The organism is Nitrospirillum guanabarense, from assembly GCF_034653355.1.
GTDB lineage: Bacteria > Pseudomonadota > Alphaproteobacteria > Azospirillales > Azospirillaceae > Nitrospirillum.
The window spans coordinates 2,174,873-2,201,514 of the sequence record NZ_JAYEER010000004.1; the positions used below are offsets into that span (position 1 = coordinate 2,174,873).

Sequence of the window (26,642 nt, forward strand, 5' to 3'; positions counted from 1 at the left end):
AAAACCCAAACTCGTGCTAGGGTCCCGCGGGTTATCACGCTCGTAAACACCCCGGTGGGCTCGCCCACCGCATCGCCAAGTACCCTCCGGAGACACGTTCCTATGGCCAAGGCTTCTGCCACCCCCGTCCTCGTTGTTGACGACTACGCCACCATGCGCCGCATCGTGCGCAACCTGCTGACCCAGATCGGCTTCACCCAGATCGAAGAGGCCGCCGACGGCGCCGAGGCCCTGGGCAAGCTGCGCGGCTCCAACGTCGGCCTGGTCATTTCCGACTGGAACATGGAGCCCATGACCGGCTTGCAGTTGCTGAAGGAAGTGCGCGCCGACGTCCGCCTGAAGAGCACGCCCTTCATCATGGTCACCGCCGAATTGAAGACCGAGAACGTCGTTGCCGCCAAGGAAGCCGGCGTCAACAACTACATCGTGAAGCCGTTCAACGCCGAAACGCTGAAAAAGAAGATCGAGAGCGTCCTCGGCACGCTGGAGTGACCCCGCATGGGCCAGAAGACGGGTGTGGTTGAAACGGCGGCCCTCACGGCCGCCGATTACACGGCCATTGAGGCCGAGCTGCTGAAAGATCCGCGGACCCGCGCCTTCCTGGAAAAGCGCGACGCCCACATGCGGAACCTGGGCGCGTCGGCCGGCGGGGATTTGCTGGGCGCGTTGCGGGGCGAGATCGGCAAGCTGCAGTCCATGAGCCATCAGCTGAGCGAGGGCAGCATCGCCATCGCCGGCCAGCATCCGCACATGCACATGATGCGGCAGGAACTGCGGCAGCTGTCGTCGCATATCGAGCAGACCAAGCAGGAAATCGCCCAGATGGTGCCCAAGGATTCGGCCAACAGCCGCATCCTGGCCGCCACCTCGGAATTGGACGCCATCGTCACCGCCACGGAACGGGCGACCAGCGACATCCTGTCCGCCGCGGAGGCCATCCAGGCCACCACCGAACGTCTGGCCCGTACCGGCCACATCGACGTGATCGAGATCGCCACCGATATCGAGAACCACGTCATGTCCATCCTGCTGGCCTGCAGCTTCCAGGACATCACCGGCCAGCGCACCACCAAGGTGGTGAACACCCTGCGCTATATCGAGCATCGCGTGGCGGCGATGATCGGCATCTGGGGGGTGGAGGGCAATGGTGACGCCATGATGTCGACCAAGCCAGGCGACACCCGCCCCGACGCCCATCTGCTGAACGGCCCGGCCCTGACGGACGTCAGCCAGGACAACATCGACGCCCTGTTCAACGCCGCCGGCGGCGGGGCGCCGAAGCCGGCCAAGCCCACCGGTCCCAGCAGCCAGTCGGACATCGATGCCCTATTCGACTGAGATTGGGTTCGATTAACATCGGCCCCGCAGGGCGACATACCAGTGCCTGAAAGTATCGAAAGCGGTCCGTCAAAGGCCGCTTTCGCATTTGGGGCCTTGCGATTTCACCAGCCAGGGCACACCCTGCGGCTTGACCATTTGGTCAGGTTATGGCGGTGTCCCCATGCCACCCTGTTGGTACCGCCCCATCTTTCTTCCTCATCCCCGGATCAGGAGACGCCAACGGCCATGACCGCCACCCCGCCCGCCCCTGCCCCCACCCCGGCCGTGCCCGAGCTGTTCGCCGCCGCGGCATCCGCGCGCGCCCACGCCCACGCGCCCTATTCCCGCTTCCTGGTGGGGGCGGCCCTGCGCACGCCGGACGGCGCCATCTTCGCCGGCGGCAACGTGGAGAACGCGGCCTATCCCCAGGGCCAATGCGCGGAGGCCAGCGCCATCGGCGCCATGGTGGCCGGCGGAAAGAAGCGCATCGCCGAGATCGTGGTCATCGGCGCGCCCGCCGACCCGTCCGCCGACACGTCGGGCCTATGCACGCCCTGCGGCGGCTGCCGCCAGCGCCTGCGCGAATTCTCCACTCCCGACACCCTGATCCATGTGGCCGGGCCGGAGGGGGTGCGCGCCACCTTCACCATGGACCAGTTGCTGCCCTTCTCCTTCGGGCCGGACAACCTTTCGTTCTAATCAGGCCGAGCTTCCGACCGCCATGACCGATCCCCAGTCGCAAGAAGGACAGGACCTGGCCCGCCGCGCCCTGCCGTTGCTGGACCTGACCAGCCTGAACGAGGAGGAGGACGAGGCCACGACCGACGCGCTGTGCGCCCGGGCCGTCAGCCCGGCGGGCCGCGTGGCCGCCGTCTGTCTGTGGCCCGCCTTCGTGCCCCAGGCGCGCGAACGCCTGGCCGGCACGGGCGTGCGCATCGCCACGGTGGTGAACTTCCCCGGCGGCAGCCTGTCACCGGAAAAGGTGGCGGAGCAGACCCTGGCCGCGCTGGCCGACGGCGCCGATGAGATCGACGTGGTCATCCCCTATCACAGCATCATGCACTACCCCAACAGCACCCAGCCCGACGAGGTGCTGGCCGCCACGCGTGAGGCGGCAGGCGACGCCGTGATGAAGGTCATCCTGGAAACCGGCAGCCTGGCCAAGCCCGTCTTCATCGAAAAGGCGGTGGAGATCGCGGTGCGCAACGGCGCCGATTTCCTGAAGACCTCCACCGGCAAGGTGCAGGTCGGCGCCACCCTCGGCGCCGCCCGCATCATGCTGGAGGCGTGCCGCGACAGCCTGGCGCCGGACAGTCCGCGCCGGGTGGGCTTCAAGGCCTCCGGCGGCATCCGCGACCTGGACGGGGCCCGGGATTACCTGGCGCTGGCCGACAGGATCTGCGGCCCCGACTGGGTCAGCCCCGCCACCTTCCGCTTCGGCGCGTCGGGCCTGCTGGACGCCCTGCTGGCGGCCCTGGGCCGGGACGACGGGCGCCCGGCGGCCGCCAGCGGGTATTGAACCCTTCCATCGACGCCTTCACGGCCGCCCTCTCCGGCGGCCGCCTCCATTCCTGAACGGACCATCCAATGCTTCCCCAAGAAATCATCCGCCAGAAGCGTGACGGCGGCCGCCTGAGCGCCGAGGACATCACCGACTTCGTGCGCGGCCTGACCGACGGCCGCGTCACCGAGGGCCAGGCAGCGGCCTTCGCCATGGCCGTCTATTTCCAGGGACTGGAGATGGAGGAGCGCGTGGCCCTGACCCGCGCCATGACCCAATCCGGCACGGTGATGGAATGGCGGTCACAGGACCTGCCGGGCCCCATCCTGGACAAGCATTCCACCGGCGGCGTGGGCGACAAGGTCAGCCTGCTGCTGGCGCCCCTGGTGGCGGCCTGCGGCGGCTTCGTCCCCATGCTGTCCGGCCGTGGCCTGGGCCATACCGGCGGCACCTTCGACAAGATGGAAAGCATCCCCGGCTATGTCGTGCAGCCGGATTTGGCCAAGCTGCGCCAGGTGGTGCGCGCGGTGGGTTGCGCCGTCATCGGCGCCACCTCCGACCTGGCCCCGGCCGACCGCCGTCTCTATTCCATCCGCGACGTGACGGCCACGGTGGAGAGCATCGACCTGATCACCGCCAGCATCTTGTCCAAGAAGCTGGCGGCCGGCCTGGACGGTCTGGTGATGGATGTGAAGTTCGGCAGCGGCGCCTTCATGGCCAAGTACGACGACGCCCAGGCCCTGGCCCGCAGCATCGCCAGCGTGGCGCGCGGGGCCGGTCTGCCCACCGTGTCGCTGCTGACCGACATGAACGAGGTGCTGGGCACGACCGCCGGCAACGCGGTGGAGGTGGCGGAGTGCGTGGCCGTCCTGCGCGGCGACGCGCCCGAATCCCGCCTGTGGGACGCGACGCGGGAGTTGACGGCCGAACTGGTGCTGCTGGGCAAGCTGGCCACCGACCTGGAGGAGGCGCGGGCCAAGGTGGACAGGGCCCTGGCCGACGGCAGCGCCGCCGACCGCTTCGGTCGCATGGTGGCGGCCCTGGGCGGCCCGGCCGATTTCCTGGAACGGTCGGACACGTACTTGGCGGCGGCCCCGGTGGTGCGCGACATCCATGCGGCGGAGGCGGGTACCGTCACAGCCGTCGACACCCGCGCCGTGGGCATCGCCGTGGTGGCCCTGGGCGGCGGCCGCACCCGGCCGCAGGACGGCGTGGACCATCGCGTCGGCTTCACCGGCATCGTGGGACTGGGCGACCAGGTCGGCCCCGCCGGTCGGCCCCTGGCCCGCGTGCACGCCGCGACCGAGGCCGACGCCGATGCCGCCGCGGCGGCCTTGGCGGCGGCCTTCACCGTGGGCGCTGGCCCGGCCACGCGCGGCCCGACGGTGACCGAGCGCATCGTCGGCTGACCAGCCAGGCCGACGCCCGCGCCATCATTGGGTAAAGCGGCGCACTTCCCATCGCGCCCATGTATCAGGGGGCAAGCTCGCCCCCTGATTTCAGAACTCGCCCAAGGGGAATACCAGCACGTCTTGGCGGCTTGACCGCCACCAATGGAGGCATCCTTTCGGATCTGGCCCCCTGTTCTCGCATTTATTGCATTCTTGACGGTAAACGGCCATGATTCGGCCGCGTCGTTGGGCTGTCGGAATGACCACCCGCGATCCGTCCCCCGGTCCCCTGAGGACGCCGGTTCGCCGGCCCTCGCCGCCTAAAAGTCCGCCGCCCCCATGGCCACCGATCTCAGCAAGATCCAGACCCTGCTGGTTGATGCCGACCTGAACACCCGGCGCATCCTGCGCGCCATGCTGGCCCGCATGGGCATGGACAAGGTGACGGAACACGCCAACCTGGCCGAGGCCGCCGGCAGCCCCGCCACCATAGACCTGGTGATCCTGGACGCCGACCAGGCGGACGGCGCGGCCCTGCGCTGGATCCACGCCATCCGCCACGGCCTGACGACGCTGAACCCCTTCGTGGGCGCCATCGTCATGACCTGGAACCCCACCCAGCAGATGATGATCCGCTTCGCCGGTTCCGGGGCGGACGACATCCTGGTGAAGCCCTATTCGCCCAAGCAAGTGCAGGACCGCCTGATCAACCTGATCGAGAACCGCAAGAAATTCGTCGTCACCAGCGATTATGTCGGGCCGGATCGCCGCCGCAGCCCCCGCGAGGGGCAGGTGGTGCAACTGATCGATGTGCCCAACCCCCCGCGCCTGAAGTGCACGGGGGAGTTCGACCGCGTGAACATCCATGAACTGACGGCCCACGCCACCAAGGTCATCGATTCGGAGAAGGTGGTGCGCCACGGTTTCCAGGTGGCCTTCCTGGTGGAATTCGCCCTGCCCGGCCTGTCGGTGGAGCCGCCGGAAAAGCGCGCCATGGACCACGCGCTGCGCGTGATCGGCGTGCTGGAGGATCTGGAGCGCCGCCTGCCCCCCGGCGATTTGCGGGTGGAGGCCACCAACCACATCCGCCGCATGGAAAACCTGCTGGGCATCCTGAAGACCCGCGGCGTCCTGCCCGCCGATGAGGTGGAGGCGCTGCGCCGGGAGGCCCACTCCCTGATGGGCCTGACCAGTCGGGTGGACGACGCGGAAAAGCGCATGAACGAGGTGCTGGCCGCCGTCGCCGGCTATCGCGCCCGCCTGGACCAGCTGACCCTGGCCAAGACCACCGAGGCGACGGCCCCCGCCGCGGGCGCCGGCGCGTAAGCCCCCTGCGGCATAAGCCCACCGGGACCCAAGCCGGTGGCGCCCCCGGCCCCACCCACGGTATGGTTGCCGCCTGACCTCACACCCGCCCCCCGAGCCCATGGCCCCGCACGACCACGACCACCTCAAGTCCGCCCCGGCGCAGGGCCAGGATCATGACCACGGGCACGACCACGCGCATGAGCATGACCATGGGCACAACCATCACGACCACGGCCCCGGCGGGCATGATCACGGGCATGGGCATGACGGCCACGATCACGACCACCACGGCCACAGCCATGGGCTGGGCGGCCACCACCACGCCGCCCCGGCCGACGCGGGCACGGCCTTCGCCATCGGCATCGCCCTGAACCTGGCCTATGTCGGGGCGGAGGCGTTCTACGGCTTCGTCAGCAACTCCCTGGCCCTGCTGGCCGACGCCGGCCACAACCTGTCCGACGTGCTGGGCCTGGCCGCCAGCTGGGTGGCGGTGATCCTGGCGCGGCGCCGGCCCTCCAGCCGCTACACCTATGGCCTGGGCGGCAGCTCCATCCTGGCGGCGCTGGCCAACGCGGTGGCCTTGCTGCTGGTCACGGGCGGCATCGCCTGGGAAGCGGTGCGCCGCTTCACCGAGCCGGAACCCGCCTCCCCCACCATCATGATGTGGGTCGCGGCCGGCGGCATCCTGGTCAACGGCGGCACGGCCCTGCTGTTCATGCGTGGGTCGGAACATGACCTGAACCTGCGCGGGGCCTTCCTGCACCTGGCGTCGGACGCCCTGGTCACGCTGGGCGTGGTCATCGCCGGCGCCCTGATCCTGTGGACGGGCTGGGGTTGGCTGGACCCGGTCATCAGCCTGGTGATCAGCGTGGTCATCGTGCTGGGCACCTGGTCGCTGCTGCGCGAATCGCTGAACCTGGCCCTGGACGCCGTGCCCGCCGGCGTGGATTTGGGCGCCGTGCGCGCCTATCTGGCGGACCTGCCCGGCGTGACGGAGGTGCACGACCTGCACGTCTGGGCGCTCAGCACCACCGACACCGCCCTGACCGCCCACCTGGTGCGCCCGGATAACGCGGACGGCGATCGGCTGCTGGCCCAAATCTGCCGCGAGTTGAAGACCCGCTTCCGCATCAACCACGCCACCGTGCAGGTGGAAACCGGCCTGGGCGAACCCTGCGCCCTGGCGCCGGACAGCGTGGTTTAGTCCCCTCCGCTACTCCTCGGCCTTGTGGCACGACGCCTTGGTCGTGCCGCCGGCTTCGCACAGCATGCCGGTCGAAGATCTGAAGTTGCCGCCGGCCACGCGGCGCATGCTGACGCCGGTGCTGAACTGCACCCAGCTGCCGGCGCCCCAGTGGGCGGTGATGCCGTTGGAGAAGGACAGGTTGCCGTCCGGCAGGCGGGAGACCGCCACGCCGTTGTCGTAATGGATGACGCCCTTCTCCTCCGTCGCCGACAAGCCGTTGGTGCATTCCACCACCACTTGGGTCACCACCACCGGGGCCACCGCCGCGCCCTTCTGTTCGCAGAAGAACGGGGTCTTGCCGCCGGTCAGCACCAGGGCGTAGACGGCGACCTCAAGGACGGTCATGGGGCCTCTTGCGGGAAGAAAGGGGATGGCCGCGCCATTTTCCGCCCATCCCCCTTTCCCGTCAATTTCAGCCCATCGATTTCAGCCCATCGATTTCAGGAAGCCCGCGTGGCGACGATGAACAGCCGGCGGAAGGGGAACAGGGTGCGGCCGTCGGCGCGACGAGGGTAGGCGGACGCCAGGGCCGCGCGATAACGCTCCGTGAAATCCGCCAACTCCGCCCCCTGCAGCGTTTCCAGCACAGGCAGCATGGCCGTGGCCTTGGTCCACTCCAGGACGGGGTCGGGACCGTCCAGCACGTGCAGGTACTCCGTCTCCCACGCGTCGACGTGCGATGCGGCCGGGGCCAGCCAGTCATAATATCGGGCGGGGTCGTGCACCGGCGCCTCGCGCAGCTTGCCCTCCAGCGCCGCCGCCCAGGGCCCCGCCGCCGCCACCTGGCGCAGCAGCGTGTGGGAGGAGGAGGCGAAGTTGCGCGGCATCTGCACCGCCATCACGCCGCCGGGCGCCACGCCCTTGAACAGGCGGGGGAACAGGGCCTCATGCCCCTCGACCCACTGCAGGGCGGCGTTGGAGAACAGCAGGTCCACGGGCGCCTTGGGCGTCCAGTGCCGGATGTCGCCCAATTCCCACGCCACGCGGGCGTCCAGCAGGGCGGCGCGGCCCAGCATGGAGGTGGAACTATCGACGCCCGCCACCTCCGCCGTCGACCAGCGGTTGGCCAGCGCCATGGTCAGTTTGCCGGCGCCGCAGCCCAAATCCACGATGGTGGCGGGCTTGCACGGCGGCAGCGCCGCGATCAGGTCATGCCCCGGGCGGGCGCGCGCCGCCTCGAACAATCCATACTGTGCGGGATCCCAGGCCATGGGCGGCCCTCCTTCCTTTTGGTGCCTATCCTAATAAGTGGGGCCGAGTAGCCGGAACGCAACTCAGGTGTTGCGGCGCCAAGTGCGAATTGCCACCGGCGCCAGGGCCAGCAGTGCCAGCAAGGCCAAGGGGCCGCCCACCTCCGGCCGCAGCACCAGGCCCAGGCCCGGCCGCTCCCCCGCCGCCAGCAGCGCCGGTAGCCGCGCGCCCAGCAAGGCATAGAGGAATTGCGGGGGATAGGCGCCCAGCCCCGTGCCGATGATGAAGATGGGAGCCGGCATGCGAATTGCCGCCGCCAGCACGTTGATGGCGGAAAACGGCATGATCGGCAGCAGGCGCAGCACCAGGATGACGGCCCAGGGCTGCTTCGCGACCGGCCTCAGCCAGCCGGGAAGGCGCCTCGCCACCCCACCCACGCCGGCCCGGCGCAGGGCCAGGAAAACCAGGGTGCCGCCAATGGTGCCGCCCGCCACGGAGAGCAGCGCGCCCAGGCCCGCGCCGAAGGCGTAGCCGGCGGCCAGGCTGACCACCGTGGCGGCCGGCAGGGAAAAGGCGGCAACGCCGAGCGCCACGCCGAACAATGCCGCCGCGGCCCAGGCGGGATGGTCGGCGACCATGGCGGACAGATCCGCCAACCGGCCGGACAGGGCCTTCACCGTCAACCAGTGGTGCCCGCCGGCGGCCAGCACCACAATAAGCCCCGCCAGCAAAAGGCCGAGGGGTGTCAAACGCCATATCCAAGAGACGGACGTCCGTGGTGGACGGCCGCCCCCAGAGCTTTCATAATCCCGGGGAGCCTTCTCTACAGGCAACGCGGCCATCCTCTCGATGAAGAACAGGCGCATTGACTCCGCGCCGGGCCGCCACTATACAACGCCCTTCCATTTTCCAGTTTTATATCCGGAGTATCAGTCGTGAAGCGTACGTTCCAGCCGAGCAAGCTCGTGCGTGCCCGCCGCCATGGCTTCCGCGCCCGCATGGCGACCCCCGGCGGTCGCAAGGTGCTGGCCCGCCGTCGCGCCCAGGGCCGCAAGCGTCTCTCCGCCTAAGGCAGGGAGATGGCGCCCCGGCGCATAGCCGTGGTGGGGCGCCTCTTGAAACGGTCGGAGTTTCTGGCCGTTGCCGGGGCGCGCCGTAAATGGGCAACCCCCGGCCTGATTTTGCAAGCCCGTGCCCACGACGATCGCCAGCGGCCTGCCGCCGGCGACGTTTTGGTGCGCGTGGGCTTCACCGCCAGCAAGAAGGTCGGCAACGCCGTCAAGCGCAACCGCGCCCGGCGACGCCTGCGCGCGGCCGTGCGCGCCGTGCTGGCCCTTCATGGCAAGCCCAACACCGATTTCGTCGTCATCGCGCGCAGCGAAACCGTGACCCGGCGGTACGCCGACCTGTTGGCTGACCTGACCCTGGCCTTGAAAAAGCTGGGCGCCTGGACCGAGGGCGCCCAGGCTTTCGCCATGCCCGCGAGCCAACCGGCCTCGCCGGATGCCGGTCCGGCGGCGTCATGAGCCCGCTGGCCCGCATCTTACGCCTGCCCATCCATCTCTACCGGCTGTTGCTGGCGCCCCTGTTGGGCCCCCGCTGCCGGTTCGAGCCCAGCTGTTCGGCCTACGCGCTGGAAGCCCTGGCCGTGCATGGCGGGGTGAAGGGCGGCTGGCTGGCGGTGCGGCGCATCGCCCGCTGCCATCCCTGGAGCGGCGGGGGACTGGATCCGGTGCCGCCGGCGGACCATATGCCGCCCAAATCATCGCATTTCCGGCGTCATTCGCCTGACATTCAATGCTGCCATATGGACGGGGGACGCGCGGCCCGTTAGGGTCCTGCCGCCGTTTGTTTCCAGAGTTGCCGCCGTCGCCGGCCCGGGTCGTGTGGGAAGTGAATACATGAGCGATCAGAAGAACCTGTTCATCACCATCGGCCTGTCGGCCGCCATCCTGCTGGGCTTCCACTTCTTCTATGAGGCGCCGCGCCAGCGCGCCCTGCAGGAGGCGAAGGCCAGGCAGGAGGCGGCGCAAGCCCTGGCGGCCCCGCCCGCCGCCGGCGCGGCCCCCACGGGCGCCCCCGGGGCCGTCGCTTCCGGCGGTGTGGCCGACGCCCTGCGCGACCGCGCCACGGTGCTGGGCGAAGGGCAGCGCATCACCATCCGCACCCCCCGCCTGGCCGGCAGCCTGAACCTGCGCGGCGGCCGCTTCGACGATCTCAGCCTGCAGGACTACCGCGAGACGGTGGACAAGAGCAGCCCGGCCGTCACCCTGCTGTCGCCCAGCGGCGCCCCCGGCGCCTTCTTCGCCGAATACGGCTGGACCGCCAACGGCGCCGCCGTTCCCGGCCCCACCACCGAATGGCAGGCCGCTGACACCGCCGACCTGACGCCGGAGCATCCCGTCACCCTGCGTTGGGACAACGGCGAAGGCCTGACGTTCGAGCGCACGGTGGCGGTCGACGCCAACTACATGTTCAGCATCAGCCAGAAGGTGACGAACAACGGCGCCGCCGCCGTCACCCTCTACCCCTACGCCCGCATCGCGCGGGCCAGCCACCCGACGCTGGTCGGTTCCTACATGCTGCATGAGGGCCCCATCGGCCTGATGGACGGCACGCTTAAGGAGATCAGCTACAAGGACGTGGCGGGCGAGACCTCCAAGTCCTTCGATACCAAGGGCGGCTGGCTGGGCATCACCGACAAGTACTGGCTGGTCAGCCTGGTGCCGGATCAGGCCAAGAGCCTGACCGCCCACGTCACCCACCAGGAAAAGGGCGACCTGTACCAGACCGACTATGCCGAGCCGTCGGTGACGCTGGAGGCCGGGCAGAGCACGGAGAGCGGTGAACGCCTGTTCGCCGGCGCCAAGGAGATGAAGCTGCTGGACGGCTACCAGGATGACCAGCACATTCCGCTGTTCAACCGGGCCATCGACTTCGGCCACCTATGGTTCCTGACCATGCCGTTCTCGCTGGCGCTGGACTTCTTCGGCCGCCTGCTGGGCAACTTCGGCCTGGGCATCATGCTGTTCACCATCTGCCTGCGCACGCTGATGTTCCCGCTGGCGCAGAAGCAGTTCCGCAGCGCCGCCAAGATGAAGAAGCTGCAGCCGCAGGTGGAGGCCATCCGCAAGCGTGCCGGCGACGACAAGCAGAAGGCGTCCATCGAGATGATGGCGCTGTACAAGAAGGAAGGCGCCAACCCCATGACGGGCTGCCTGCCCGTCCTGATCCAGATGCCCATCTTCTGGTCGCTGTATAAGGTCCTGTCGGTCACCATCGAGATGCGGCACGCGCCCTTCTTCGGCTGGATCCATGACCTGTCGGCGCCCGACCCGACCAGCCTGTTCAACCTGTTCGGCCTGCTGCCCTTCGCCCCGCCCTCCTTCCTGCACCTCGGCGTCTGGCCCATCCTGCTGGGCTGCACCATGTTCCTGCTGCAGAAGATGACGCCCACCCCGGGCATGGATCCGACGCAGCAGAAGGTGATGATGACCATGCCCTTGGTCTTCACCTGGATGATGGGCTCCCTGCCCGCCGGCCTGGTGATCTACTATGTGTGGTCCAACCTGTTCAGCGTGACGCAGCAATACGTGCTGATGCGCCGCATGGGTGTGAAGCCGACTTAAAGGCGCCCTCAAGCGCCGGGCGGCCGCATCCGCGGCCTTGGCTTCCTCGCTCCGCCCTGCGGTACTCGCTCCGGCGGACGCACTTGCGTCCTACAACGGCATGCGGCGTGGCCGCACACCGTTGATGTAAGACCTGTTTTCATACCGCCGGGGGCATGGGACAAGGTTCCATGCCCCCGCGCCATTTCCAGATCGTGAGAGAGTACGGCCCATGGCCATCCAGCTGCCCCCCCTGCCCGCCCTGACCCCCATCTCGCCCGAGGCGCTGGAGCAGGGGCGCCTGCTGTTCGCCAAGGAGTGCGAGTTCAAGTGGGGCGCCTCGGCCAAGGACAACCTGCCGCCGCAGGGCCTGCCGGAGGTGGCCTTCGCCGGCCGGTCCAACGTGGGCAAGTCCAGCCTGGTGAACGCCCTGACCGGCCGCAAGACCCTGGCCCGCACCTCCCACACGCCGGGCCGGACGCAGCAGCTGAACTTCTTCGACCTGGGCGACCGGCTGTCGCTGGTGGACATGCCCGGCTACGGCTACGCCAAGGAGAGCAAGGACAAGGTGGAGGCGTGGAATGAGTTCGTGCGCGCCTACCTGAAGGGCCGGGTGACCCTGCGCCGCTGCTGCCTGCTGATCGACAGCCGCCATGGCTTCAAGCCCATCGACATGGAAGTCATGGGCATGCTGGACAACGCGGCCGTCGTCTACCAGGTGGTGCTGACCAAGACCGACAAGCTGACCCGCCAGGCCCTGAACCACGTGCACGCCGCCACCCAGGCCGCGATCAAGAAGCACCCGGCCGCCCATCCCGAGGTGCTGTTCACCAGCAGCGAGACGGGCCAGGGCGTGCCGGAACTGCGGGCCAGCCTGGCGGCTTTAGCCAATCCGTAACACGCACGAACGGCGAGTGCCGCTATGCTGGCCCCATCGCCGCACCCGCCGTAACGGGGGATTGCCCCCGGGCCGGGTCGGGTATAGATACGAACCGCCCTTCCATCCCGTGACACGGATCCCGAGCCGATGACCGCCGCAGCCGCCGCTTCCTCTCCCTTGGCCGCCTCCCGCGAGGAGTGGCTGGGCAAGGCCCTGACCCTGTCGGAAGCGCTGCCCTACATGCGCCGCTACGCCGGCGAGACCTTCGTCGTGAAGTATGGCGGCCACGCCATGGGCGACGAGCGCCTGGGCGAGATGTTCGCCCGCGACATCGTCCTGCTGAAACAGGTGGGCATCAACCCCATCGTGGTGCACGGCGGCGGGCCGCAGATCGGCCAGATGCTGGACCGGCTGAAGATCAAGTCGGAATTCATCGATGGCCTGCGCGTCACCGACAAGGAGACGGTCGAGATCGTCGAGATGGTGCTGTCGGGCTCCATCAACAAGCAGCTGGTGCAGCTGATCAACGACCAGGGCGGCCAGGCCATCGGCCTGTCGGGCAAGGACGGCAACCTGATCGAGGCCCGCAAGGTGCTGCGCACCAAGCGCGACCCCGACAGCAACATCGAGCGGGTGCTGGACCTGGGCTTCGTGGGTGACCCCTTCAACGTCAACCCGGGCATGATCCGCCGCATCCAGGACGCGGGCCTGATCCCCGTCATCGCCCCCATCGGCTTCGGCCCGCACGGCGAGACCTTCAACATCAACGCCGACACCGCCGCCGGCGCCGTGGCCGCCGCCATGAACGCCAAGCGCCTGCTGCTGCTGACCGACGTGGCCGGCGTGTTGACCAAGGACAAGGCCCTGATCCCCGAGCTGTCGGTGGAACAGGCCAAGACCCTGATCGCCGACGGCACCGCCAGCGGCGGCATGATCCCCAAGATCGAGACCTGCATCCAGGCGGTGGAAAAGGGCGTCGACGCCGCCGTCATCCTGGACGGCCGCGTGCCCCACGCCATCCTGATGGAAATCTTCACCGAGGGCGGCGCCGGCACCCTGATCGGGCACAAGTAAGTTTTTTGTTCCTGTAATATGAAACGTCGGGTGGATCGCTCCACCCGGCGTTTCTCGTTTGTGACGACTGCTGCTACTGCGCCAGCACGTCGCTTGGTTCCATGTCCGCTTGAACCTCGAAACGCTGCAGAGCCACTTTCACCTGGGGGCTGTCGCATGTTTCCCGGTCAACCACCTGACCAACTTCTTCGTCAGCAAATTGAGCACCGAGATCAAAGACATGCTGGAGCTGCTCTTGCGTCCAATCTGGATGTGCCGCCTTCAGGCGTACAGCAACCAAGTCCGTAAGCTTGGAATAGGTCACCAGAAACTTGGATAGCTTGGGGTTAGCAGAGGCGCACCGCTCAGCAACCGCTTTGGAGGTCGAGAATTGCCCCAGAGGGTGCAGCATATGATCTTCTGACGGCGAACTCAGCCCGACTTGCCGCGCCATACCTGGAAGCGCCCCCGAGCTAATATAGAGGGCAACGCCAATGCCGAAGCTCACTCCACTCCGAAAAATTCCAGCTGCCATTTCATCTCGTCGTCGGTCATGGGGTACTTGGTGCCCTCGCGGGCGTTCAGCACATTGGAGGGGGGGATTTGGGCCAGGCGCATCTGCACCTGGCGGGCGGCGCGCATGGTCAGCTTGGCCTTCCAGCACAGGGCGGTGACGCCGCGCGGGCTCTGGCCGGCGATGATCTTTTCCACGATGGGCTGGGGCAGGCCGGACAGCAGCGCCAGCGAAGCCATGACGAAGCCCCGGTCGCCCTGGCCCAGGGCCATGGTCACCGTGTCCTCCGTCAGCTTCTTTTCCTTGTGCAGGCGGCGTGCGCGGTCGGCCGGGCGCTCCTTGGGCGCCTCTTCCTCCTCCACCAGGCCGTTGCCCGTTCCGGTGCCGGTCTTGGCGGCGGGCAGACGCTGGCGCACGGCCTGGGTGATGGCCTGGCGGGTCTCCACCGGCAGATCGCTGCGGCTTTCCAGCACCTTGACCAGGCTGTCGGTGACGAAGCCGGCGATACGGGCGGCCGCCGCCGGCGGCAGGTGGGGGCGGCGCACCAGCGGAGCGTGCCAGGGCTCATGCTTGGGTGCCAGATCCAGGATGCGGTCCAGCGTCTCTTCCCGGATCTGGGCGCTGGCGTTGCCCAGCAGGCTCGCCACCGCCGCCTCGCGCTCCGTCTGCACGATGGCGTCGGACACGGCCACGCTGACGTCGGCGCGCTCGGCGATGGCGCACAGCCGCTCATCCTCCGGCGCGCCGGCGATGATCTCCAGCAGGTCGTCGTCGGTCAGGATGGGGGAATGGCGCAGGACGGGGCCGGAGATGGTGGCGTCCAGGTCGTGCGCCAGTTGCTGGATGACCGTGGGCGGGGCGTTGGGCAGATCCTTCAGCGCCGCCACCATGATGCCGCGCACCGCCACCGCCCGGTCGCGGGCCAGCGTTTCCAGGATCTGCAGGGTCATGCGCTCGATCTGCCCCACCCGGTCGGCGGACAGCGTAGGCACCAGGGCCGCGATCTTGGAGGCCAGGCCGCTGCGCACGCTCTCGTCCGCGTCGGTGGACAGCATCAGGTCCGCCTGGCGGGGCGTGGCGCTGTTCAGCGCGATCTCCCGCCGCACCTCGGCACTCGTGTCCGTCGCCAGCAGGTACAGGATCTCCGGCCGGGTTTCGGCGCGCGAGGCGACGAAACGCCGGTCGGCCGCGTCGCCGCTGGCCAGCTTCTTGGCGGTATCGTAGTCCAGTCCGCCCATCATTCGTCCTTTTCCCCGGGACCCTCTTTCCCGGTGTCGTCACTATAGGCGGGCGACAGGCAGCGGTGGCCCTTGCCCAAACGCTTGGCGGCATACATGCCCTGGTCGCCACGGTCCACCAGGCTTTGCACCGGTTCCCCACCCCCGCCCTGATGGACGGCCACGCCCACGGAAACACCCAGCGGCTTTTCCGGGGCCGCCGACAGGGGGCGGAGGAACTCCGCCGCCTCGCGCAGCAGGCGGTCGGCCACGGACAGGGCCTGGGCCTCGTCCACGCGGTCGATCCACAGCACGAACTCATCGCCGCCCAGGCGGCCCGCCAGGTCGCCCGGCCGCGCCATGCGGCGCAGCAGGTCGCCCACGGCGCGCAGCACGTCGTCGCCGGCGGTGTGGCCGCGCAGGTCGTTCACCGCCTTGAAGTTGTCCAGGTCGAAATACAGCAGGGCGGAGGCGCCGCCTGTCTTGGCGCCCAGCCGTTGGGTCAGCAGTTCCATGACGGTGCGGCGGTTGTACAGGCCGGTCAGGCCGTCGCGCTCCGACAGGGTCTTCAGCCGTTCCTGGTAGCGGGCCTGGGCGATGGCGGCGCCGACATGGTCAGCGATGGTACGGGCCATGGACAGATCGTCGGCCGACCAGCCGCCCTCCTTCGCGCCCACCCCAGGCCCATTGTCGGGGGACGTTTCGGGCGTCGGCCGCCATACCAGGACGGCGCCGTTGACCTCATGCCGGAACAGGGTGCGCGCGGCCAGCACATCGTAGCCCGCGGCGTTGACGGTCACCGGCCCCTCGCTCTCCGCCGCCCGATGGGGCAGCTCCGCCAGCGTCGCCTCCAGCTCGGCCGGTATGCTCTCCGCCACGCCCACGGGGACGTAGCTGTCCGCCCCCTCGACCCGCGCGCGCAGGGCGGACCCGGCGGCGCCGGTGGCGTTCACCGCCACGCCGGCCGCGATCTCCAACGTGCGGGTGGGGTCGACGTCGTCGCGGGTGGAGGAGACGATGTAGCCCAGGTAACGCTCGCGCAGCCGCACCTGGGCCAGTTCCATGGCGCGCAGCCGCGCGTCGGTGATATCGCGGCAGGCGCCGCGCGCGCCCACCCACTGCCCATCCGCCCCGGTCAGCGGCAGGGCGGAGGAGATGAGGCAGGCGGGGCGGCCGTCCGCCGCGCGCAGCCAGACCTCCACCCGCTCGATGGCGTCCTGGGCCTCGAACGGCGATAGGCCGTCGTCGAACTCCGGCAGCAGGAAGTCGTTGGGATGGCGGCCCACCAGGTCGTCCGGACGGTAGCCGATGGCCCCGGCGGGCGAGACGAAGGCGAAACGCCCGTCCGGCCCCGTTTCCCAGGCGAAGTCGCTGGAAATTTCGACGAGGTCCTTGTAGCGCTGGCGCGATTCCGTCAGCGCCTGGCGCAGGCGCCGTTCCAGGGTGGCCATGCGGCCCAACAGCAGGTAGTGGGGCCGGCCCGTCCCATCGGGCGGCAGCGCCAACGGCGTCCATTCCACCACCTCCTGGTCCGGCAGGGGGCTGGAATGGGTGCCGGGCTGCAGCACGCCGCCATCCGCCACCCAGCGCGACAAGAGATCCAGCCAGCCGTCGTCGCGGACCAGCAACTGGGCGCCAGCCGGATTGGCGGCGGTGACCCGGCCCTCGGCGTCGACCGCCAGCCCGGGGCCGGCCCAACCCGTCAGCAACGCCTGGCCGTCGATCAAATCGGAACCCATGCCACCGCCTCGCGCCCACCTGCCGCCCGCCGCCACCCAAGCCCTTGAGCCCGAAGACTTGAAACGGCAGGTTTACCTCACCAAAGGAGTAGCTCACTCCCCGAACGGCGGCAACTGGCCCGGACGGGCACCCCGCGCCGCGTCCGGATAGGTTGCGCCTGGCCGCCGGCGGTCAGTCGCGGCTTGCCCGGAACGGGCGGCGGGCCCATGGTGGGGGCCATGATGACCGACACCACCGCGCCCCTGACCGTAACCCCCGCCGACCATGCGCCCATGGGCAGCCCCTTCGCCCATGTCGATACCTGGATCTTCGACCTGGACAACACGCTGTATCCGGCGGCGTGCAACCTGTTCGCCCAGGTCGACGTGCGCATCGGCGCCTACATCGCCGAGGCCCTGGGCCTGGACGCCGACGCCGCCAAGCGGCTGCAGAAGGACTATTTCCGGCAATACGGCACCAGCCTGCGCGGCCTGATGCTGAACCACGGGGTGCAGCCGGAGCCCTTCCTGGATTATGTCCACGACATCGACGTCAGCGCCATTCTGCCGCAGCCAGCCATGGCGGAAAGCCTGGCGGCGCTGCCGGGCCGCAAGATCATCTACACCAACGGGTCCAGGGGCCATGCGGAGAACGTGATGCGGCGCCTGGGCGTGACCGAGCAGTTCCACGCCGTGTTCGATATCGTGGCCGCGGACTTCACGCCCAAGCCGGCCCCGGCCCCCTATGCCACGCTGATCCAGCGCCATGGCATCGACCCCACCCGCGCCGTGATGGTGGAGGACATCGCCCGCAACCTGGAACCGGCCCGGGCGCTCGGCATGGCCACCGTGCTGGTGGAGACGGATTCGCCCTTCTCCCTGCCCAATCCCGATGCGCCGGCCGCGGCGCTGCCCTATGTGCAGCACCGCATCACCGACGTGCCCGCCTGGCTGGCCCGGGTGGTGGCCGACCTTGCCGGGTCCAGGTAGCCGGGCCCGCGCAAGAATTTGTCCGGAAGAACCTGCTAAAGTAGGATCTGGCCTGCCGCTGGGGGCGTTGACAGGGGGCGAAGCCGCCCGCCATTGTCCCCCCGCCCAATCGGACAAACCGCCCCCAAGCCGCCGCCAAGGCGCCATCCGGACGACGCCCCATGACCGCTTTCACCGACCTGCAGAGCCATATCGAGCAAGCGTGGGAAACCCGCGACACCCTGAACGCCAGCACCACCGGCGCCACCCGCGACGCGGTGGACGAGGCCTTGTCGGCCCTGGACCGGGGTGAGCTGCGGGTGGCGGAGAAGGTGGACGGCGTCTGGGTGGTGAACCAGTGGCTGAAAAAGGCCGTGCTGCTGTCCTTCCGTCTGACGGACAGCGCGCCGGTGCCCGGCGCCCCGGGCGGCAGCACCTGGTTCGACAAGGTGCCCACCAAGTTCGAGGGCTGGGACGACGCCCGCTTCCGCGCCGCCGGCTTCCGCGCCGTGCCGGGCGCCATCGTGCGCCGCAGCGCCCACATCGCCCCCGGCGTGGTGCTGATGCCCAGCTTCGTCAACATCGGCGCCCGCGTGGGCAAGGGCACCATGGTAGACACCTGGGCCACGGTCGGCTCCTGCGCCCAGATCGGCGCCAACGTCCACCTGTCAGGTGGCGTCGGCATCGGCGGCGTGCTGGAGCCGCTGCAGGCCGGCCCGGTGATCATCGAGGACAACTGCTTCATCGGCGCCCGGTCCGAGGTGGTCGAGGGCGTGGTGGTCGAGGAAGGCGCCGTCCTGTCCATGGGCGTCTATATCGGCGCCAGCACCAAGATCATCGACCGCGCCACCGGTGAGGTCTTCATCGGCCGGGTGCCCGCCTACTCCGTCGTCGTGCCCGGCAGCATGCCCGGCAAGCCCCTGCCCGACGGCACCCCGGGCCCCAGCCTGTACTGCGCCGTCATCGTCAAGCGCGTGGATGAGCAGACCCGGGCCAAGACCTCGATCAACGACCTGCTGCGGGACTGATCCCCATGGCCGCCGCCCCCACCACGCCCTTGGACGCCACCGACCCGGTGGCGCTGACCCAGGCGCTGATCCGCTGCGCCAGCGTCACGCCGGCCGACGCCGGCGCCCTGGGCGTGCTGGAGGGGGTGCTGGGCGCCTTGGGCTTCACCTGCCACCGCCTGCCCTTCACCGAGGAAGGTACCGCGCCGGTGGAGAACCTGTACGCCCGGCTGGGCGACAGCGGCCCCAACTTCTGCTTCGCCGGCCACACCGACGTGGTGCCGGTGGGGGATGAAGCGGCGTGGACGGTGGCGCCCTTCGCCGGGGACATCATCGACGGCCGGCTGTTCGGCCGGGGCGCCTCGGACATGAAGGGGGCCATCGCCGCCTTCATCGCCGCCGTGGCCCGGCGCAAGGCCGCCGGGCTGCCCAGGACCGGCAGCCTCAGCCTGCTGATCACCGGGGATGAGGAAGGCCCCTCCATCAACGGCACGCGCAAGGTGCTGGGCTGGCTGGTGGAGCGGGGCGAGGCCTTGGACGCCTGCCTGGTGGGCGAGCCCACCAACCCGCAGCGCCTGGGCCAGATGATGAAGATCGGCCGGCGCGGCAGCATCACCTTCACCATCACCAGCCTGGGCGCCCAGGGCCATGTGGCCTATCCCCACCTGGCCGACAACCCCCTGCCCCGCCTGGCCCAAGCCCTGGCCCGCCTGTCGGGCGAGCCGCTGGACCGGGGCACGCCGCACTTCCAGCCCAGCAGCCTGCAGATCACCACCATCGACGTGGGCAACCCCACCACCAACATCATCCCGGCCAAGGGCACGGCGGTGTTCAACATCCGCTTCAACGATCTGCACAGCCCAGCCAGCCTGGAGGCCCACGTGCGCGGCGTCCTGGCCGAGGTGGGGGGCGCCTGGGACGTCAAGGTGACCGTCAGCGGCGACGCCTTCCTGACCCCGCCAGGGCAGCTGAGCGCCATCGTTGCGGAAGCGGTACGATCTGTCACGGGGCTGGAGCCGGAGCTGAGCACCAGCGGCGGCACCTCCGACGCCCGCTTCATCAAGAACCATTGCCCGGTGGTGGAGTTCGGCGGCGTGGGCGCCAGCATGCACAAGGTGGATGAGCACATCGCCGTGGACGACCTGGCCCGCCTGACCGACATTTACGCCCGCGTTCTGGCCGATTGGTTCGCGGCCCATGGCGCCGCCGCGTGATGGGGGAATTGGGCCGCAGCCTGGCCGGCGCCCTGCACCTGGCCTTCCTGGACAAGACGGCCGCCGCCCGTTTTCCGGCCGACCGCGCCGGGGCGCTGCGCAGCTTCTGGGTCATGCTGATCCTGCTGCCTGGACTGGTGGCGTTGGACACGGTGGACCGCTGGATGGGCCACCCCTTGGTCCTTGTCGGAGAAGGGCCGGCAACCGCACCCGTGGTTCCCCTGGCGCAGGCCATTCCGTCCCTGCTCCTGGCCTATACCATCGGCACCCTGGCCTATTTCCTGATGGTCGAGCGCATTCTGCATCTGCAGGGCAATGGCGCCTTGTTCCCCCGCCTCGTCGCTGGCTTCAACTGGAGCGGAGTCGTCGCGCTGATTGTCGTCTTGCCGCTGGCCGCCCTGGCCCATACCGGTTGGCTGTCCACCCCCATGGCGCTGTCCATCGTATGGGTAAGCTATTTTTGGAATTTGTTTTACGAGGCTTATGTCGCCCGCGCCATCCTGGGTACGGGTTGGATTACCGCCACCGGCTTCGTCTTCCTGGACGTCGTCACCACGGAGTTGGCCTCCACCTTGGTGCGCGGACCCCTCATGGCGGCGGTGGGCTAGGCCATATCTCGCTTCAGTTGTGAATTGTCACTATTCATACCACGCTTCGGTGAAATACAGCCCGTCCGGCGGGGCGGTCTGGCCGGCGGCGGCGCGGTCGCGGGCTTCCAGCGCCTTGGTCACGTCGTCGGGCGTCCACTTGCCCTCGCCCACCAGGCGAAGGGTGCCGATCATGTTGCGGATCTGGTGGTGCAGGAAGGACCGGGCGCGGGCGACCATGTGGATCTCCTGCCCCACGCGGCTCACCGTCAGCAGGCCCAACGTCTTTACCGGGCTCTTGGCTTGGCAGATGCTGGCGCGAAAGCTGGTGAAGTCGTGGTTGCCCACCAGGCGCTGGGCGCCTTCGTTCATGGCGTCGGCGTCCAGGACCGTGGGCACGTGCCAGGCGCGGCCGACGTCCAGCGCCAGCGGCGCCCGGCGGTTGACGATGCGGTAGAGGTAGGCGCGCCCCTTGCAGGACAGGCGGGCGTGGAAATCATCGGCCGCCGCCTCCACCTTGACCACGGCGATAGGCTCCGGCCGCAGATGGAAGTTCAGGGCGTCGCGCACCGTGTCGGGCTTGGTCGGCTTTTCCAGGTCGAAGTGGCAGACCTGGCCCAGGGCGTGGACGCCGGCGTCGGTGCGGCCGGCGGCATGCACCCGCACCACTTCACCCGAAAACCGCCGGATGGCCTCCTCCAGGCAGGCCTGGACGGAGGGGCCGTGCGGCTGCAGCTGCCAGCCCTGATAGGGCCGGCCGTCATATTCGACGGTGAGCTTCCACCTGGTCATGTCATTGGGCGATCCGCTGGCCCACCTGGTGCGGGAAGCCACGTAGGAAGGCGGCCCCTTCGACGGGGCCTTTGCCCGGGCGCTGCACGGTGGTGAGGCGCAGGGCGCCCTCGCCGCAGGCCACCGTCAGGCTGGCGTCCAGCAGGGTGCCGGGGGCGCCGGCGCCGGCCACGGGCTCGGCCGCCAGGACCTTGATTTTTTCAGTCGCCCCCCCTCAAGGGCCGCCTCGAACCAGGTGCCGGGCCATGGGGTCAGCGCCCGCACCTGGCGGTCCAGCTCAACCGCCGGCTTGGCGAAGTCCAGCAGCCCTTCCTCCTTGGCCAGCTTGGCGGCGTAGGTCACGCCCTCCTCCGGCTGCACGGTGGCGGGCAGATCGCCGGCCGCCAGGCGGTCCAGCGCCGTGACGATCAGGCGGGCGCCCATGGATGACAAGCCGTCGTGCAGCTGGCTGGCGGTCATGCGCGGGGTGATCGTGATGCGCTCCTCCAGCAGCATGGGGCCGGTGTCCAACCCCGCCTCCATCTGCATGATGGTGACGCCGCTCTCGGCGTCGCCGGCCAGGATGGCGCGCTGGATGGGTGCGGCGCCGCGCCAGCGCGGCAGCAGCGAGGCGTGGATGTTGAGGCAGCCCAGGCGCGGCGCGTCCAGCACCGCCTGCGGCAGGATCAGGCCATAGGCCACCACCACCGCCACGTCCAGGTTCAGCTCCCGGAACTCCGCCTGGGCCTCTTCCTTGCGCAGGGTGCGCGGCGTGCGCACGGGAATGCCCAGCGCCGCCGCCCGCGCGTGCACCGGGGTCAGCTGCTCCTTGTGCCCGCGCCCGGCGGGGCGGGGCGGCTGGCTGTAGACGCAGGCGACCTCATGCCCCGCCGCCACCAGGGCGTCCAGCACCGGAACGGAAAAGTCGGGCGTGCCCATGAAGGCTAGGCGCAGGCGGGTCATAAAGAAGCCCCACATCGAAGAAAAATCACCCAAGGCCCGCGACCGCGGGCCCCGGAGCGAGCACCGAAGGGCGGAGCGAGGAAGCCAAGCCGCCGGACGGCGGCTCCCGGCGCCTGAGGGAAAAACGAAAACGCCGGCGCTTGAGGAAAACCAAATTACCGAGCCGCCTTGGTCACCTTGCGCATGATCATGTTGCGCTTCAGGGAGGATAGGTGGTCGATGAACAGCACGCCGTTCAGGTGGTCGACCTCGTGCTGGATGCAGCGGGCCAGCAGGTCGTCGCAGTCGCGTTCCTGCACGCTGCCGTCGCGGTCGACATAGCGCACGCGGATCTGCTTGGGCCGCACCACGTCGGCGTAGATCTCGGGGATGGAAAGGCAGCCCTCGTTGTGCACGCAGGTCTCGTCCGACAGCCACAGCAGCTCTGGATTGGCCATGGCGATGGGTTCCTTGGCGCCTTCCTTATGCTCGGACACGTCGACGACGATGATGCGCTCCAGCAAGCCGATCTGCGGGGCGGCCAGGCCGATGCCGGGCGCCTTGTACATGGTCTCCAGCATGTCATCCATCAGCTTCACCACGCGGCCGTCGACATTGGCGATGGGCGCGCACTTCTTCTTCAGGCGGGCGTCGGGAACGGTGAGGATGGGCAGGAGGGCCATGGGGGTCGTGTCCGGATCAGGCGGCTAAGGCGAAGGGCGATGAGTATAAACGCTCGCCCATCTGCGAGATAGGGGAAGCCGGCCGCCAGGGCAAGGCCCGGTTGCGTAGCGGGGGGTATGCGGGTGGATGTGCAGGGGGCCGGCACATGCATCCCACCGGTTGCTTCATGATCCTGTTTATTCTAACGCTAAGGCCATGCGTGAACGGGGGAGACGCGCTTGACCATCCAACACCGCCGTTGCGGAGACCTGCTCGCCGTCTTGTGCCTGGTTCTGATGCCGGCCGCCGCCGGAGCGGCCGACCAAACCGCCCAACCCGACCCGGCCAAGCCGCGCCTGGACCTCGCCTCGTTCAAGCAGCCGGACTATCCGCCAGAGTCGGCGCACGCGGGCGAGGAAGGCCGTGTGGGCGTCAGCGTCCAGTGCCAGGCGGACGGAAGCGTCACCGATCCCCAGGTGGTGGAGCCCAGCGGCTACGCCCGGCTGGACAATGCCGTGCTGTCGGTCGTGCCTGGCCTGCGCTGCTTCCCCGGCCACGATGCCGCCACCGGGGAGGTTGTCACCGGCCCGGCCAAGTTCCGCTATAACTTCAAGCTGCGCACGCCACCGCCCCCCGCCAGCCTGCACCTGACGCCCGAGGACATCCGCGACCTGGTGGCGGCCGCCCGCGCCGCCAACCCCGGCGTGACCATTCCCGAGCCCACGGACAGCAAGAGCCAGCAGGCCATGTGGAACCTGGCGCTGGACGCCAAGCTGGCCCCCGGCACCTTCAGGCGCCCCGCCTATCCAGCGGCGGCCCTGGCGCAGCGCGAGGCCGGCACGGTGGCCATCGCCTTTCTCTGCGGCGCGGACAGCCACGTCACCGCCACCCGCGTCATCAACAGCGCCGGCAGCCCCCGCCTGGACGCGGCCCTATCCGACGCCGTGCCTCCGGGCACCGCCTGTCAGCCCACCACCACCGGCGCAGACCATACGCCGGTGGCCTCCTGGGGCTTCGTCGCCCACGCCTTCGTGCCGCCCGAGGCGCCAGTGGGAAGTCCCCCTTCCCCAGCGGCACCTCACCCATGAACTTCCTGGCCCCCGGGGAGGGGGACATGAAGGCGTGGGGTGGCCGCATCGGCGGGCTTTCGCTTCTCGGCATGGTGTGCGGCGCCTGTACCGTGGAGCCCCCTGCCTTACCGTGGACGCCACCTCCAGCTGCCATCAAACTGAACGCGCAGTCCTTCCTCGACGCGCAACCCATCTATCCTCTGGACTCCATTGCCGCGCAGGAGGAAGGACGCCTCGTCTTCATCGTATTGTGCGACGTCGACGGAACCGTCAGCGATGCCGTGATCATGGAAAGCAGCGGCCATGAGCGGCTGGACCAATCCTTGCTGACCGCCGCCCGTGCCCACCGGTGGGGGTGTGCCATCCGTGACGCCAACGGCGACCCGCCAGACGGCATTCGGCGGGCCATTTGGGGCAGCACCAAGATAGCGTATCGCTTCCAGCTGCAGATGAGCGATGGAAGCCGCCCCACGCCAAACCGGTCACCACCTCCGGAAGCAGCGGTACAGCTGGAAACGGTGACCCCGCCGGCCTATCCCGCCGCCGCACGCGCCGCCGGGGAACAAGGCAGGGTTGGCCTGCGCTTCCTCTGCCAACCCGACGGCCGGCTGAGTGACGTCACGATCGACCACTCCTCCTCCCATGCCGACTTGGACGAGACCGCGCTGGCGGCGGCGCGCGGTAGGAAATGGCGATGCCAGCTGCCCCCCGGCACCCGGGAGGTGACGGCGGGTACATACAGTTACACCTTCCGCCTCTTCCCAGTGCCGTCACCGCCAGCCCCGGAACCGCCAGCCCCACCAAGTCCCGATGTGACGATCTGGGACCACCGTCCGCCAATGCCGCTGCCATCAATCGACAGCACTGCCCTGCCCCGCCCGCCTGTGCCATACTCGGCCGAATCCGTACTGCTGAAGGAAAAGGGCCGGGTTCACTTCAGCGCCTTTTGCGACGCGGTTGGCATGTTCACGTCGGCCTTCATCCTATCATCCAGCGGCTATAAAAGGCTGGACGATGCGCTGTTGGCCGCCGTGGACTCTCATCGCTGGCGGTGTGCGGACCCCAGATCGACGAGGGCACCAATATCGACTCGAGTACAGGCGACCTACCTATTCCAACTCCCCCTCGTGAAGAAAGGCGCCTCACCCTCCCACAACCAATCGCCTCCAGTTCCCGCGCCACCGGCCACGCCCAACTCCTGAGGCCGGACAGGCGGTGGGTGAAGCGTGCGAAACCGACCCGCGACAACCACCTCCACTTCTGCAACGATCATCCCTCTGGGGGAGGGGGCATCATGCGGACGAGTGCGGCACATGCGGTTCTGAGCGGGGTGCTGGTGGTGCTGGCCTGTTGGCCGGCGACGGTACCGGTTCCCTCACAAGCCCGCGAGAGGATATTTTTTCCAACCGAAGTGATGTCGTCAGCGGGCCTTCCATACACGGCCAATTTCATCGATCGGATCCATCCCGATAGCCCCACAGCCAGAATTGACGAGCTGTCTTTCAGGCGACATCCGCCAGCATATCCGATCTCATCGGTCATGATGGGTGAAGAAGGCCAAGTCGTCTTTGCAGCCATATGCGATGAGCACGGCCGGGTTTTCGATGCCAAAATCCTGACGAGTAGTAGCCACGACCGCCTTGATGAGGCGATTCAGAGGGCCGCACAGTCTCAACACTGGCAATGCTGGCCCGTGTCCGACAAAGATGGGCTCCACGAAAGGTGGGCGAAAATGGTCTACCGCTTTCAGCTTTCCAGCGCGAAGAACACGGCCCCACACACCGCCTCACCCCAGCGTGCGCCGCGCCCGTAACGCCGCGGTCAGCGTGCCGTCGTCCAGGTAGTCCAGCTCGCCGCCCACGGGCACGCCGTGGGCCAGGCGGCTGACGGCGACGTGCAGGCCGGAGAGGCGGTCGGTCAGGTAGTGGGCGGTGGTCTGGCCGCCGGCGGTGGCGTTCAGCGCCAGGATGACCTCGCGCACGGCCACGCCGTCCGTGCCTTGGGCCACGCGGGCCAGCAGGCCGGGGACGGCCAGATCGTCGGGGCCGATGCCGTCCAGCGCCGACAGGGTGCCGCCCAGCACGTGGTAGAGGCCGCGATAGGCGCCCGTGCGCTCCAGCGCCCAGAGGTCGCCCACCTCCTCCACCACGCACAGGATGGTGCGGTCGCGGGAGGCGTCGCGGCAGACGCCGCAGGGGTCGACCGTGTCCAGGTTGCCGCAGACGGGGCAGGTGCGGATGCGGGCGGCGGCCCCGGCCAGGGCCTCGGCCAAAGGGTCCATCAACTGCTCGCGCTTCTTGATCAGGTGCAAGGCGGCGCGGCGGGCCGAGCGCGGGCCCAGGCCCGGCAGGCGCGACAACAGCTGTATCAGGCGGTCGATTTCAGGGCTGATCATGGCCCCAAGATAGGGGCTGTGCCGGCTTTGTTCCAGCCCTGCTTTGTTTTGAGTCCAGCCGGAAAAATGAAGACGCC

29 protein-coding genes and 1 pseudogene are annotated in these 26,642 nt (G+C 68.9%); 20 read left to right on the forward strand and 10 right to left on the reverse strand.

Going from position 1 to position 26,642, the window contains the following annotated elements:
• Positions 1 to 102: 102 nt before the first annotated feature.
• The 7 genes from UAA55_RS28095 (at position 103) to UAA55_RS28125 (ending at position 6,724) form a co-directional block, all read left to right on the forward strand.
• Positions 103 to 492 carry a response regulator gene (locus UAA55_RS28095; RefSeq protein ID WP_322956971.1) on the forward strand — a complete coding sequence of 130 codons (390 nt, stop codon included), beginning with the start codon at positions 103 to 105 and terminating at the stop codon, positions 490 to 492.
• 6 nt (positions 493 to 498) lie between these two features.
• Positions 499 to 1,338, forward strand: coding sequence for a protein phosphatase CheZ (locus tag UAA55_RS28100; protein WP_322956972.1), 840 nt, complete (start codon positions 499 to 501; stop codon positions 1,336 to 1,338).
• A 228-nt stretch (positions 1,339 to 1,566) separates the two neighbouring features.
• Complete coding sequence (cdd, locus tag UAA55_RS28105) at positions 1,567 to 2,019, forward strand: cytidine deaminase (RefSeq protein ID WP_322956973.1); 453 nt, start codon at positions 1,567 to 1,569, stop codon at positions 2,017 to 2,019.
• 22 nt (positions 2,020 to 2,041) lie between these two features.
• Positions 2,042 to 2,839 (forward strand): deoxyribose-phosphate aldolase, encoded by a 798-nt coding sequence (gene deoC, locus UAA55_RS28110; protein ID WP_322956974.1) that lies wholly within the window; start codon positions 2,042 to 2,044, stop codon positions 2,837 to 2,839.
• Positions 2,840 to 2,907: 68 nt separating this feature from the next.
• Entirely contained in the window at positions 2,908 to 4,230 is a 1,323-nt protein-coding gene (gene deoA / locus UAA55_RS28115; RefSeq protein WP_322956975.1) for a thymidine phosphorylase, read from the forward strand.
• Between the two features lie 321 nt (positions 4,231 to 4,551).
• A complete protein-coding gene (locus tag UAA55_RS28120; RefSeq protein ID WP_322956976.1) occupies positions 4,552 to 5,538 on the forward strand; it encodes a response regulator in 987 nt (328 codons plus the stop codon).
• A gap of 100 nt (positions 5,539 to 5,638) precedes the next feature.
• Positions 5,639 to 6,724, forward strand: a complete 1,086-nt coding sequence (locus tag UAA55_RS28125) for a cation diffusion facilitator family transporter (protein WP_322956977.1) — start codon at positions 5,639 to 5,641, stop codon at positions 6,722 to 6,724.
• 9 nt (positions 6,725 to 6,733) lie between these two features.
• Here UAA55_RS28125 and UAA55_RS28130 read toward each other — a convergent pair whose 3' ends face one another.
• From UAA55_RS28130 to UAA55_RS28140, 3 genes are all read right to left on the reverse strand, one after another.
• Positions 6,734 to 7,111 carry a hypothetical protein gene (locus UAA55_RS28130; RefSeq protein ID WP_322956978.1) on the reverse strand — a complete coding sequence of 126 codons (378 nt, stop codon included), beginning with the start codon at positions 7,109 to 7,111 and terminating at the stop codon, positions 6,734 to 6,736.
• Positions 7,112 to 7,206: 95 nt separating this feature from the next.
• Complete coding sequence (locus UAA55_RS28135; protein ID WP_322956979.1) at positions 7,207 to 7,977, reverse strand: methyltransferase domain-containing protein; 771 nt, start codon at positions 7,975 to 7,977, stop codon at positions 7,207 to 7,209.
• Between the two features lie 63 nt (positions 7,978 to 8,040).
• Positions 8,041 to 8,706 carry a TVP38/TMEM64 family protein gene (locus UAA55_RS28140; RefSeq protein ID WP_322956980.1) on the reverse strand — a complete coding sequence of 222 codons (666 nt, stop codon included), beginning with the start codon at positions 8,704 to 8,706 and terminating at the stop codon, positions 8,041 to 8,043.
• 186 nt (positions 8,707 to 8,892) lie between these two features.
• On the opposite strand from UAA55_RS28140, the gene rpmH reads away from it, so the two are divergent.
• The 6 genes from rpmH (at position 8,893) to argB (ending at position 13,519) form a co-directional block, all read left to right on the forward strand.
• Positions 8,893 to 9,027: a 50S ribosomal protein L34 gene (gene rpmH, locus UAA55_RS28145; protein WP_044558639.1), complete on the forward strand. Its 135-nt coding sequence runs from the start codon at positions 8,893 to 8,895 to the stop codon at positions 9,025 to 9,027.
• A 9-nt stretch (positions 9,028 to 9,036) separates the two neighbouring features.
• Positions 9,037 to 9,483, forward strand: a complete 447-nt coding sequence (rnpA, locus tag UAA55_RS28150) for a ribonuclease P protein component (protein WP_322956981.1) — start codon at positions 9,037 to 9,039, stop codon at positions 9,481 to 9,483.
• The gene (gene yidD / locus UAA55_RS28155; RefSeq protein ID WP_322956982.1) at positions 9,480 to 9,791 is read left to right on the forward strand and encodes a membrane protein insertion efficiency factor YidD; all 312 of its coding nucleotides are present in this window, start codon (positions 9,480 to 9,482) and stop codon (positions 9,789 to 9,791) included. The genes rnpA and yidD overlap by 4 nt, the downstream gene beginning before the upstream one ends.
• Before the next feature lie 67 nt (positions 9,792 to 9,858).
• Positions 9,859 to 11,586 (forward strand): membrane protein insertase YidC, encoded by a 1,728-nt coding sequence (gene yidC / locus UAA55_RS28160; protein WP_322956983.1) that lies wholly within the window; start codon positions 9,859 to 9,861, stop codon positions 11,584 to 11,586.
• Positions 11,587 to 11,797: 211 nt separating this feature from the next.
• Positions 11,798 to 12,463, forward strand: coding sequence for a ribosome biogenesis GTP-binding protein YihA/YsxC (gene yihA / locus UAA55_RS28165; RefSeq protein ID WP_145610552.1), 666 nt, complete (start codon positions 11,798 to 11,800; stop codon positions 12,461 to 12,463).
• A 129-nt stretch (positions 12,464 to 12,592) separates the two neighbouring features.
• A complete protein-coding gene (gene argB / locus UAA55_RS28170; protein WP_322956986.1) occupies positions 12,593 to 13,519 on the forward strand; it encodes an acetylglutamate kinase in 927 nt (308 codons plus the stop codon).
• Between the two features lie 73 nt (positions 13,520 to 13,592).
• On the opposite strand, the gene UAA55_RS28175 is transcribed toward argB, so the two are convergent.
• Genes UAA55_RS28175 through UAA55_RS28185 form a run of 3 tightly spaced genes read right to left on the reverse strand, consistent with a single transcriptional unit; the run spans position 13,593 to position 16,968 of the window.
• Complete coding sequence (locus UAA55_RS28175; RefSeq protein WP_322956987.1) at positions 13,593 to 14,006, reverse strand: hypothetical protein; 414 nt, start codon at positions 14,004 to 14,006, stop codon at positions 13,593 to 13,595.
• Positions 14,003 to 15,253, reverse strand: coding sequence for a DUF2336 domain-containing protein (locus UAA55_RS28180; protein WP_322956988.1), 1,251 nt, complete (start codon positions 15,251 to 15,253; stop codon positions 14,003 to 14,005). Before UAA55_RS28180 ends, UAA55_RS28175 begins: the two co-directional genes overlap by 4 nt.
• The gene (locus tag UAA55_RS28185) at positions 15,250 to 16,968 is read right to left on the reverse strand and encodes a sensor domain-containing diguanylate cyclase (protein ID WP_322956989.1); all 1,719 of its coding nucleotides are present in this window, start codon (positions 16,966 to 16,968) and stop codon (positions 15,250 to 15,252) included. Before UAA55_RS28185 ends, UAA55_RS28180 begins: the two co-directional genes overlap by 4 nt.
• Positions 16,969 to 17,187: 219 nt before the next feature.
• On the opposite strand from UAA55_RS28185, the gene UAA55_RS28190 reads away from it, so the two are divergent.
• The 4 genes from UAA55_RS28190 (at position 17,188) to UAA55_RS28205 (ending at position 20,745) form a co-directional block, all read left to right on the forward strand.
• On the forward strand, positions 17,188 to 17,937 hold the full coding sequence (locus UAA55_RS28190) for a pyrimidine 5'-nucleotidase (RefSeq protein ID WP_322956990.1): 750 nt from the start codon (positions 17,188 to 17,190) through the stop codon (positions 17,935 to 17,937).
• Between the two features lie 161 nt (positions 17,938 to 18,098).
• Positions 18,099 to 18,944, forward strand: coding sequence for a 2,3,4,5-tetrahydropyridine-2,6-dicarboxylate N-succinyltransferase (dapD, locus tag UAA55_RS28195; protein ID WP_322956991.1), 846 nt, complete (start codon positions 18,099 to 18,101; stop codon positions 18,942 to 18,944).
• 5 nt (positions 18,945 to 18,949) lie between these two features.
• The gene (gene dapE, locus UAA55_RS28200; RefSeq protein ID WP_322956992.1) at positions 18,950 to 20,137 is read left to right on the forward strand and encodes a succinyl-diaminopimelate desuccinylase; all 1,188 of its coding nucleotides are present in this window, start codon (positions 18,950 to 18,952) and stop codon (positions 20,135 to 20,137) included.
• Entirely contained in the window at positions 20,134 to 20,745 is a 612-nt protein-coding gene (locus tag UAA55_RS28205) for a hypothetical protein (protein ID WP_322956993.1), read from the forward strand. The genes dapE and UAA55_RS28205 overlap by 4 nt, the downstream gene beginning before the upstream one ends.
• Before the next feature lie 30 nt (positions 20,746 to 20,775).
• On the opposite strand, the gene truA is transcribed toward UAA55_RS28205, so the two are convergent.
• From truA to def, 3 genes and pseudogenes are all read right to left on the reverse strand, one after another.
• Entirely contained in the window at positions 20,776 to 21,516 is a 741-nt protein-coding gene (gene truA, locus UAA55_RS28210; protein ID WP_322956994.1) for a tRNA pseudouridine(38-40) synthase TruA, read from the reverse strand.
• Between the two features lies 1 nt (position 21,517).
• Positions 21,518 to 22,458: pseudogene (fmt, locus tag UAA55_RS28215) on the reverse strand (methionyl-tRNA formyltransferase).
• A gap of 155 nt (positions 22,459 to 22,613) precedes the next feature.
• The gene (def, locus tag UAA55_RS28220; protein ID WP_145610563.1) at positions 22,614 to 23,120 is read right to left on the reverse strand and encodes a peptide deformylase; all 507 of its coding nucleotides are present in this window, start codon (positions 23,118 to 23,120) and stop codon (positions 22,614 to 22,616) included.
• 219 nt (positions 23,121 to 23,339) lie between these two features.
• Between def and UAA55_RS28225 the strand changes: the two genes are divergently transcribed.
• From UAA55_RS28225 to UAA55_RS31440, 3 genes are all read left to right on the forward strand, one after another.
• Entirely contained in the window at positions 23,340 to 24,188 is an 849-nt protein-coding gene (locus UAA55_RS28225; RefSeq protein ID WP_322956995.1) for a TonB family protein, read from the forward strand.
• The gene (locus UAA55_RS28230; RefSeq protein ID WP_322956996.1) at positions 24,185 to 25,372 is read left to right on the forward strand and encodes a TonB family protein; all 1,188 of its coding nucleotides are present in this window, start codon (positions 24,185 to 24,187) and stop codon (positions 25,370 to 25,372) included. The genes UAA55_RS28225 and UAA55_RS28230 overlap by 4 nt, the downstream gene beginning before the upstream one ends.
• 212 nt (positions 25,373 to 25,584) lie before the next feature.
• Entirely contained in the window at positions 25,585 to 25,983 is a 399-nt protein-coding gene (locus tag UAA55_RS31440) for a TonB family protein (RefSeq protein WP_416235252.1), read from the forward strand.
• On the opposite strand, the gene recR is transcribed toward UAA55_RS31440, so the two are convergent.
• Entirely contained in the window at positions 25,957 to 26,565 is a 609-nt protein-coding gene (gene recR, locus UAA55_RS28235) for a recombination mediator RecR (protein WP_322956998.1), read from the reverse strand. The genes UAA55_RS31440 and recR overlap by 27 nt on opposite strands.
• Positions 26,566 to 26,642 lie beyond the last annotated feature (77 nt).

Excerpts from the sequence above, each read along its gene's own strand:
- UAA55_RS28095 (WP_322956971.1), top strand. The coding sequence starts at position 103 with ATGGCCAAGGCTTCTGCCACCCCCGTCCTCGTTGTTGACGACTACGCC.
- UAA55_RS28100 (WP_322956972.1), top strand. The coding sequence starts at position 499 with ATGGGCCAGAAGACGGGTGTGGTTGAAACGGCGGCCCTCACGGCCGCC.
- cdd (WP_322956973.1), top strand. The coding sequence starts at position 1,567 with ATGACCGCCACCCCGCCCGCCCCTGCCCCCACCCCGGCCGTGCCCGAG.
- deoC (WP_322956974.1), top strand. The coding sequence starts at position 2,042 with ATGACCGATCCCCAGTCGCAAGAAGGACAGGACCTGGCCCGCCGCGCC.
- deoA (WP_322956975.1), top strand. The coding sequence starts at position 2,908 with ATGCTTCCCCAAGAAATCATCCGCCAGAAGCGTGACGGCGGCCGCCTG.
- UAA55_RS28120 (WP_322956976.1), top strand. The coding sequence starts at position 4,552 with ATGGCCACCGATCTCAGCAAGATCCAGACCCTGCTGGTTGATGCCGAC.
- UAA55_RS28125 (WP_322956977.1), top strand. The coding sequence starts at position 5,639 with ATGGCCCCGCACGACCACGACCACCTCAAGTCCGCCCCGGCGCAGGGC.
- UAA55_RS28130 (WP_322956978.1), bottom strand. The coding sequence starts at position 7,111 with ATGACCGTCCTTGAGGTCGCCGTCTACGCCCTGGTGCTGACCGGCGGC.
- UAA55_RS28135 (WP_322956979.1), bottom strand. The coding sequence starts at position 7,977 with ATGGCCTGGGATCCCGCACAGTATGGATTGTTCGAGGCGGCGCGCGCC.
- rnpA (WP_322956981.1), top strand. The coding sequence starts at position 9,037 with ATGGCGCCCCGGCGCATAGCCGTGGTGGGGCGCCTCTTGAAACGGTCG.
- yidD (WP_322956982.1), top strand. The coding sequence starts at position 9,480 with ATGAGCCCGCTGGCCCGCATCTTACGCCTGCCCATCCATCTCTACCGG.
- yidC (WP_322956983.1), top strand. The coding sequence starts at position 9,859 with ATGAGCGATCAGAAGAACCTGTTCATCACCATCGGCCTGTCGGCCGCC.
- yihA (WP_145610552.1), top strand. The coding sequence starts at position 11,798 with ATGGCCATCCAGCTGCCCCCCCTGCCCGCCCTGACCCCCATCTCGCCC.
- argB (WP_322956986.1), top strand. The coding sequence starts at position 12,593 with ATGACCGCCGCAGCCGCCGCTTCCTCTCCCTTGGCCGCCTCCCGCGAG.
- UAA55_RS28180 (WP_322956988.1), bottom strand. The coding sequence starts at position 15,253 with ATGATGGGCGGACTGGACTACGATACCGCCAAGAAGCTGGCCAGCGGC.
- UAA55_RS28185 (WP_322956989.1), bottom strand. The coding sequence starts at position 16,968 with ATGGGTTCCGATTTGATCGACGGCCAGGCGTTGCTGACGGGTTGGGCC.
- UAA55_RS28190 (WP_322956990.1), top strand. The coding sequence starts at position 17,188 with ATGATGACCGACACCACCGCGCCCCTGACCGTAACCCCCGCCGACCAT.
- dapD (WP_322956991.1), top strand. The coding sequence starts at position 18,099 with ATGACCGCTTTCACCGACCTGCAGAGCCATATCGAGCAAGCGTGGGAA.
- dapE (WP_322956992.1), top strand. The coding sequence starts at position 18,950 with ATGGCCGCCGCCCCCACCACGCCCTTGGACGCCACCGACCCGGTGGCG.
- truA (WP_322956994.1), bottom strand. The coding sequence starts at position 21,516 with ATGACCAGGTGGAAGCTCACCGTCGAATATGACGGCCGGCCCTATCAG.
- def (WP_145610563.1), bottom strand. The coding sequence starts at position 23,120 with ATGGCCCTCCTGCCCATCCTCACCGTTCCCGACGCCCGCCTGAAGAAG.
- UAA55_RS28230 (WP_322956996.1), top strand. The coding sequence starts at position 24,185 with ATGAACTTCCTGGCCCCCGGGGAGGGGGACATGAAGGCGTGGGGTGGC.
- UAA55_RS31440 (WP_416235252.1), top strand. The coding sequence starts at position 25,585 with ATGTCGTCAGCGGGCCTTCCATACACGGCCAATTTCATCGATCGGATC.
- recR (WP_322956998.1), bottom strand. The coding sequence starts at position 26,565 with ATGATCAGCCCTGAAATCGACCGCCTGATACAGCTGTTGTCGCGCCTG.